Here is an 8,342-nt window from a genome sequence, read left to right on the forward strand (position 1 = left end):
GATATCGCTCGACCGCCTCGACAAGCCGGACGCCCCCGAAAGCAGCGCTTCCAACGGCGAGCGTCGCGAGCGCGGCGATCGCAACGGCGGCCGAGACAATCGTCCGGGTCGCAGCGGACGCGAGGGCAACGGAGGCGGCAACCGCACGCCGCGCCGCCGTCACGACGCGTAAGCGGTTTTGATTCGAGCGAAGGGGCCGAACGCGGCCCCTTCGTCGTTGCGGGAGGGCGGATGGCCGACGAATCGTGCCGGCCGGGTAACGGCGGCGCAAGCGGCGTATATCCGCGTGGTAGGATGTTCGGGTACATGAAGCGAAAGGCAGGCAGCGATGATCAAGGTGGCAGTTGCGGGATGCGCGGGCCGTATGGGCAGGACCGTATGCGACGCGGTGCGCGCGGCGAACGATATGGAACTGGTGTGCGGCATCGACCCGCACAGGCCCGAGGTCGACTTCCCCGTGTACCCGACGGTGGCGGCCGCGCTCGAGTCTTGGACGGCCGATGTGCTCGTCGACTTCACCCAGCCTTCCGTCGTGGCCGACAACCTGCGCGAGGCGCTTCCCGCGGGAGTCGACTGCGTGGTGGGCACTACCGGCCTGTCGAACGAGACGTTGCAGGAGCTGGCCGCGCTCGCGCCCGACGGCACCTGTCTGTTCTACGCGCCGAACTTCACGACGGGCGCGGTGCTCATGATGGAGTTCGCCAAGGCCGCCGCGCCGTACTTCCCGGAGGCCGAGGTCATCGAGTTTCACCACTGCAACAAGAAGGACGCTCCTTCGGGCACCGCGGTGCGCACGGCGCAGATCATCGCTGAAGCGCGTGGCGGGCGCGCGAGCGAGGCTCCCGGCAAGGAGACCGAGATCGAAGGCGCCGAGGGCGCGCGCGGCGCGCTCGTGGACGGCGTGCCGGTGCATTCCGTGCGCTCGATGGGCTACGTCGCCAGCCAGGAAGTGATCTTCGGATCGCTCGGCCAGACGCTGTCCATCCGCCATGACTCATGGGACCGTACGTCGTACATGCCGGGCGTGCTGTTGGGCATTCGTAGCGTGGGCTCGTGCGACGGGCTGGTTGTAGGTTTGGAGAACTTCATGGCCTGAGGGCTCATCTCGTGGGATAATAGCCGTTCAGGCACTTGTTTTTGTATGTTGGATGCGCAAGCGGCACGGGTCGCGCGCATGGAAGGTGAGGAGTCAGAGCATGTCGCAGCCTCGGTTCGGCCGGATGATCCCGGCCATGGTCACGCCCTTCGATGAGAATCGCGAGCTCGATCTTGACAAGGCTCAGGCGCTTGCCGCGCGCCTCGTCGACGGCGGCAGCGACTCCCTCATCATCAACGGCACGACGGGGGAGAGCCCGACCGTGTTCTACCCGCAGAAGATGGAGCTGTTCCGCGCCGTGGTGGAGGCCGTGGGCGACCGCGTCCCCGTCATCGCGAACGTGGGCGACAACTGCACGGCCGACACGGTGGGCTTCGCCCGCGACGTGGCCGAGTTAGGCGTCGACGGCTTTATGTGCGTGGTGCCCTACTACAACAAGCCTCCCCAAGAGGGCATGTACCGTCACTTCCGCACCATCGCCGACGCGGTGGAGCTGCCCATCATCCTGTACAACATTCCGGGCCGCTGCGTGGTGAACATGGAAGCCGAGACCACGCTGCGCCTCGCCCACGACTGCGACAACGTCGTGGCCGTGAAGGAGGCGTCGGGCAAGATGGATCAGGTCGAGGCCATCGTCGCAGGCGCTCCGGACGGCTTCGTCGTGTACTCCGGCGACGACTCCGCCACGCTCGACGTCATGAAGCGAGGCGGCGCCGGAGTCATCTCCACCATCGGCAACGTGTCTCCCGCTCGCATGAAGGAGATCGTCGAGCTGGCGGCTGCAGGCGACTGGGAGGCCGCCGAGGCGGCCAACGAGCGCTTGATGCCGCTCATGACGGGACTGTTCGAAACGTCGAACCCCATTCTCGTCAAGGAAGCGCTCAAGCTGCTGGGCTTCCCCGTGGGCGGCGTGCGCCTGCCGCTCGTGGATGCCACGCCCGAGCAGTCCGAGCGCCTGGCCGCCACCATGCGCGAGGTGGGCGTGCTGTAGCCGTTTGCCATCCTGAGCGGAGCGCGTAGCGCGGAGTCGAAGGGTCCCGTGCGACGATAGCAGGAAGTACCCCGGCTGGCGCCGAGCGGAATCCTTCGACTCCGCACCAACGGCGCTCTGCTCAGGATGACGACATGAAGAAGGACCGAAGCGCCGCGCATCGCGGCGCATGATATAACCGCGACGTGCGGGCTTGCAGGCTCGAACGAATTTCAGCCTGCTGCGAGACCAGCCGGGATACCCGGCTCCTCGTGCATGCGCCCCCGTCGCCTGAGAAAAAAGGAACGATATGGAAGAGAAGAACCCGCGCGTCCAGCGCGGAAGCGATCGCGCACGCACGGAGAACCGCTCCGGCGGGAGCCCGCGCAGGGGAGAGAAAGCGCCCCGCGCGAACGGAAACGAGAACGGCCAGGGCAACAAGAAGACCCGCACGTACAAGCACGTGCAGCTCGAGCACAAGCGCCCGCAGCTGTCGAAGGCGGGGGAGGGCGGTCAGCGCGCTGCGTCCAACCGCGGCGACCAGAGCGCGCGACGCAACTTCGCCTCGCCGAAGAAGGATCCGAACGCCACGCTCAAGATCATCCCGCTGGGCGGTCTCGACGCCATCGGCAAGAACATGACGGTGTTCGAGTGCAAAGGCGACATGATCCTCGACGACGCCGGCCTGATGTTTCCCGACGACAACCATCCGGGCGTCGATCTCATCCTGCCCGACTACACCTACGTGCTGGAGAACGCCGACAAGCTGCGCGGCATCGTCATCACGCACGGCCACGAGGACCACACAGGAACCCTCCCGTACCTCATGAAGGACCTCGATCGCAACGTGCCCATCTACGGCACGAAGATGACGCTGGGCCTCATCGAGGGCAAGTTCGCCGAGCATAAGATCAAGAACGCCAAGCTCGTCGAGATCAAACCGGGCGACCAGATCAAGCTGGGTTGCTTCACGGCCGAGTTCTTCGCCGTGAACCACTCCATCCCGGGCGCCGTGGGCGTGTTCTTCCAGAGCCCGGCCGGAAACGTGCTGCACACGGGCGACTTCAAGCTCGATCAGACCCCCATCGACGGCGTGACCACCGACTTCGGCGCGCTGTCGAAGTTCAGCGAAATCGGCGTCGACCTCATGATGAGCGACTCCACCAACGCCCAGAACCCCAACTTCACGCCGTCGGAGGCCGAAGTCGGCAAGGAGCTGGCGAAGATCATATCGCAGGCGAAGGGTCGCGTCATCATCGCGTCGTTCGCCAGCCATATCCACCGCATGCAGCAGATCTGCGACGCCGCCGTAGCCAACGGCCGCAAGGTGGTGGTGACGGGCCGCTCGATGATCCAAAACACCGATATCGCGCGCCGCCTGGGCTATCTCAGCATCAGCGACACGGACCTCATCGACGCATACGACCTCAAGGGCATTCCGCCCGAGCAGGTGGTCATCATGTGCACGGGCAGCCAGGGCGAGCCGCTCTCGGCGCTGGCGCGCATCGCCAACGGCGAGCATCGCACCATCCAGATGGACGAAGGCGACACGGTCATCGTGTCGGCCACGCCGGTTCCAGGCAACGAGAAGGCGGTCACGCGCGTCATCAACGGCCTGGCGAAGATCGGCGCGGACGTGTACGACAAGAACCGCGCACGCGTGCACGTGTCGGGTCACGCCGGCGCCGAGGAGCTCAAGCTCGTGCTCTCCATCGTGCAGCCCAAGGCGTTCATGCCGGTGCACGGCGAGGCCACCCACCTGCGCGCGCATGCTCGTCTGGCCGAGGCGACGGGCGTGCCGACCGACAATGTTTTCATCTGCGAAAACGGCGAAAGCCTTGAGCTGACGTCGCAGGGCGTCGTTCGCGGCGAGACCGTGCAAAGCGGCATCGTGTTCGTGGACGGCCTGTCGGTGGGCGACACCTCGCAGGGCGTGCTCGACGAGCGCAACGCTTTGGGTTCGCAGGGGTTTGCGGCCATCGCCGCCGCGGTGTCGCCGAAGGGAAAGAACGTGGTGGGCAACGTGCAGATCGAAATGCACGGCATCACGGGCGGCGACGACGATTTCCTCGTGCGCGAGGCGCAGGGCACCGTGAAGAACGCGCTCGGGCGCGCTATGGGAAAGGGCGGCGGCCAGAAGGAGTGGAAGAAGGCCGGACGCGACGCCTTGCTGTCCCTCCTGTGGGAACGCACGAAAACCCGTCCCATGGTGATTGTGAACTTGCTCGAGGTTTAAGCTATAATGGCCGCATGCGCCCTCGCGGGGGCGTGCGGCCGCAGCATAGGCTGAAACAAACCCATGAAACGCAGATCAAACGCAGCATAAAGGAGTAGGGCGTGGCCCGACAGTCATCCAGCACCGCGAAGCCGAAAGCGTCTTCGGCGACGAAATCGAAGGGCAAGGCGGCCTCGCCCGCCGAAAAAAGGGCGAAGCAGGCCAAGGGCGCGCGCCCGCAGGCGACGGAGGAGCCCCGTCTGCTTGACGAGCGCACGCGTCGCGATATCACCGGCGTGGCTTTCGCCGTGCTCGCGGTCGTCCTGTTCGTGGCGGCGGTGCTGCCTACGAACGCCGTGGTCACCTCGTTCGTTTCCACGGCGCTGCACCTCTCGCTGGGTCTAGGCGCCTATCTTTTGCCGTTCCTCTTGCTGATCATCGGAGCCAGCTTCCTCGCGCGTTTCGACCGCGAACGCGTACCGGTGCGCGTGGCTGTGGGCCTTGTGATGATCTTCGTCGCCGCGCTCTCCCTGCTGGCCCTCTTCACGCCCGAATCCGCGCCCGATTCCGTCGACCGGCTGTTCCTGTCGGACGAGCTCGCCGCGCGAGGCGGCTATCTGGGCGCCGGCATCGCATGGGTTGGAATCAGCCTGTTCGGGCAAGCGGTGACGTGCATCATCATGATCGGGATAGTCCTGGCCGGGCTCGTGATCATCGGGTTCTCGGTGTCGAAGCTGGTCGAACGCGTACAGGACGCCCGTCGGGCGCTTGTCGCCGACGATGCGGACGACGACGTGCTGGCGGCTCCGCCCTACGCCCGCATGAAGCGCTCGACGGGCGCGAAGGTTCCCGTGGTGCCCACGACCGGCGAGGTTGTGGAGGCGGGTGCAACGAACGTCCTACCGCGCGCCAAGGATGCAAAGGGTCGACCGAGCAAGCCCCGTCGCGCGTCGCAGTCGCTGGTCACTCAAGCGATCGGCAACCGTGCGGCTTCTACCGAGGAAGGGGGAGGCGAGGCCCCGCAAACGCTCACGCGCAAGCTCGGCCGCAAGCACGACAAATCCGATAGCTCCCCTGCGGCTCCCAAGCCGTCCGCGAGCTCCACGCCCCTGGCCTCTCCTCGTCCGGCGGACGGTTTCGTGCTACCGCCCGCGGATCTGCTGGCCGTGTCGAAGAACTCCAAGAAGGACCGCGCTTCCGACGCCGAGCTGGCCGACACCGCGGCCTGTCTCCAGGAGACGCTCGAAAGCTTCGCTATCATGGCCGAGGTCGTTGGCTGGGTCGCCGGACCTACGGTGACGCTGTTCAAAGTCGATCTGCCCGCAGGCGTGCGCGTCAGCCGCATCACGGCGCTCGAGCAGGACATCGCGCTTGCGTTGGCAGCGCCGGGCGTGCGCATCTTCGCGCCCATCCCCGGCACGAACTACGTCGGGATCGAGGTGCCCAACCGCACGCGCCAGAGCGTGCTCTTGGGCGACGTCATCAAAGATGCGGACGAGGGCCCGCTGCAGATCGTCATCGGCAAGGACGTCGAGGGCCGCTCCATCGTCTCCGACCTCGCGAAGATGCCCCACTTGCTCATCGGCGGCACTACCGGTTCGGGCAAGTCGGTGTCAATCAACGCCATGATCATGTCCATCCTCATGCGCGCCACGCCTTCCGAGGTGCGCTTCATCATGATCGACCCGAAACGCGTGGAGTTCACGCCCTACAACGGCATCCCGCACCTGTACGTGCCCGTAGTCACCGAGCCGCGCGAGGCGGCCAGCGCGCTTTCGTGGGGCGTGGCCGAGATGGAGCGCCGCCTGAAAGTGTTCTCGAAGGTGGGTGCTCGCAACATCGGCCAGTACAACGCGAAGGTGCAGGCCGAGCTGGCCGCGCAGCAGAAAGCGATCGAAGCCGGCGAAGAGCCGCCGGCCGGCGAGCTGGGGGCCGAGCTGCCCTACCTCGTCATCATCATCGACGAGCTGGCCGACCTCATGATGAACGTGGGCAAGGAGGTGGAGTTCTCCATCAGCCGCATCGCGCAGCTCGCGCGCGCGGCCGGCATCCATCTCATCGTGGCCACGCAGCGCCCTTCCACGAACGTGGTCACGGGCCTTATCAAGGCGAACATCACGAACCGCATCTCGTTCAACGTGGCCAGCGGCATCGACAGCCGCGTCATCTTGGACACGCCGGGCGCCGAGAACCTCATCGGCCTGGGCGATCTCTTGCTGTCGAAGCCCGAGTTCGCCCGTCCCCAGCGAATCCAGGGATGCTACGTATCGGAAGACGAGATCAACGCCGTGGTGGCCATGCTCAAAGACCAGGGCGAGCCGGAGTACCATTCCGAGATCCTGCAGACGAACCTCATCACGCTGGGCGCGTCGCAACCCGACGGTTCGGGCGGCGGCGTCTCCGACGACGATCCGCTCATCTGGGAAGCGGCGGACATCGTGGTGTCGAGCGGCCTCGGATCAACCTCGAACATCCAGCGCCGCCTGAAGGTGGGCTATTCGCGCGCTGGGCGTATAATGGACATGCTGGAGGAAAAGGGCGTCGTGGGGCCGCCGAACGGCAGCAAGCCCCGCGAAGTGCTCGTAGACGCCATGGAGCTCGAGACGTTGAAGGCCTTCGAGGCGCACGACGCGGCGAACCCTGAGGAATAACGAGGTGGCCAGGTGACATTCGGAACCATATTGAGAGAGGCGCGCGAGCGCAAGGGCTACGATCTCGCGACGGCTGCGCGACGGCTGCGCATCCGACCCGACATCCTGCGCGCTATCGAGGAAGACGATTTCTCCCGCATGCCGCCGCGCGGCTACGCGCGCAACATGGTGAACGCCTACGCGCGCCTCGTGGGGCTCAACCCCACCGAGATGACGCGCATGTACCTGGACGAGGCCTACGCCTACCAGGTGGGACGCGCGCGCAACGGCGCGCAGCCCTCGGGTTTCGATCGAGGAGGATCTTCGCGCACGGGACGCTCGACCTCGCGGCAGGGCGCTCGCCCCTCGCAGCAAGTCGACGAGCGCCCGCCGCGGCAGAATGCGTTCGGGCGTACGATGTACGACGACCGGCGCGACTACGGTCGCGATTACGGCGCGCGCGGGGGTTCGGAGCGCCTCTATTCCGAGGGACGCACGCATCCCAGCCGCCATGCGGCGCTGCCGAACGCCGAGTACACGAACTTCTACGCAGGGCCGAAGGCCTCGAGCGTCGTGCAGTCGAAGCTGCCTTTCGTCATCGCGGGCGGCGTGATCCTCGTGCTGCTCATCGTGGTGCTGGTGCTCGTGTTCGGCAACAACGGCGGGAGCTCGAACGAGGATGTGACGAAGCTGCCGGTGACGGGGCTCGCCGACCCGACGCAGGACGGCAGCGGCACGGAAGGCGGCGAAACCCCCGCGCAACCGCAGGCCAAGCCTGTTGAAACTGCTCCGACCAGCATCAAGGTGACCTACACGATCGCCAAGGACACCCCGGTGTACGCGGTTATCACGAAGGACGGGACGTCCGAAGACCAGATGTTCTCGGGCGGCGAGGAGGACACCGTTGAGCTGGCCGAGGGCGACGTGTGGACGTTCGCCGCTTGGGCGAGCGACGGCGTGACGATCAAGGTGGACGGCGAGGCGGTCAAGTTCGACGGCTCCGATCCGGCTACCGGCATGCCCATGGCCACGGTCGATTTCGACGCCTACCTGGAGAAGTGGTACGAGGATCATCCGGATGCCAAGAAGAAGGGGTCGGCCGACGCGGACGCCGCCGACAAAGCAGCCGAGGATGGCGCGAAAACCGGGGATGGAACATCCGCCGCTTAGGGGTTTCCGCCGGTCGGAGAACCCGTTCGTCATGGAGCGCCTCTGAAATTGCCGGCTTGGGCGCGAAAATGCGCTATGCTGTGCGCAAACGAAAATTCGAGCGGCCCGCCAGTGCGGGCCGCGTCGCGCGGAAAGGAACGTTCCATGGCCAAGGAATCCAGCTTCGACATCGTGTCCACGGTCGACATGCAAGAGATCGACAACGCCTTCCAGCAGGCGAAGAAGGAGCTCGCGCAGCGCTACGACCTGAAAGACTCGGGC

The 8,342-nt window shown here is 65.9% G+C and carries 6 protein-coding genes; all 6 read left to right on the forward strand.

Annotated features, from left to right (window positions below; all coding sequences use genetic code 11):
* Window positions 1-328 precede the first annotated feature (328 nt).
* A complete protein-coding gene (gene dapB, locus ACMO6A_RS09270; RefSeq protein ID WP_009307036.1) occupies window positions 329-1,096 on the forward strand; it encodes a 4-hydroxy-tetrahydrodipicolinate reductase in 768 nt (255 codons plus the stop codon).
* A gap of 100 nt (window positions 1,097-1,196) precedes the next feature.
* Window positions 1,197-2,087 (forward strand): 4-hydroxy-tetrahydrodipicolinate synthase, encoded by an 891-nt coding sequence (gene dapA, locus ACMO6A_RS09275; protein ID WP_009608703.1) that lies wholly within the window; start codon window positions 1,197-1,199, stop codon window positions 2,085-2,087.
* 289 nt (window positions 2,088-2,376) lie between these two features.
* Entirely contained in the window at window positions 2,377-4,302 is a 1,926-nt protein-coding gene (locus ACMO6A_RS09280; RefSeq protein WP_009608620.1) for a ribonuclease J, read from the forward strand.
* 101 nt (window positions 4,303-4,403) lie between these two features.
* Window positions 4,404-6,932 carry an FtsK/SpoIIIE family DNA translocase gene (locus ACMO6A_RS09285; protein WP_009307033.1) on the forward strand — a complete coding sequence of 843 codons (2,529 nt, stop codon included), beginning with the start codon at window positions 4,404-4,406 and terminating at the stop codon, window positions 6,930-6,932.
* 12 nt (window positions 6,933-6,944) lie between these two features.
* Window positions 6,945-8,081, forward strand: a complete 1,137-nt coding sequence (locus tag ACMO6A_RS09290) for a helix-turn-helix domain-containing protein (protein WP_009307032.1) — start codon at window positions 6,945-6,947, stop codon at window positions 8,079-8,081.
* A 144-nt stretch (window positions 8,082-8,225) separates the two neighbouring features.
* Window positions 8,226-8,342, forward strand: a 117-nt coding sequence (locus ACMO6A_RS09295; protein ID WP_418471139.1) for a DUF520 family protein, incomplete at its 3' end; no start/stop codon positions are given.

Origin of the sequence: Eggerthella sp. (assembly GCF_048329335.1) — a bacterium.
Classification (GTDB): domain Bacteria; phylum Actinomycetota; class Coriobacteriia; order Coriobacteriales; family Eggerthellaceae; genus Eggerthella; species Eggerthella lenta.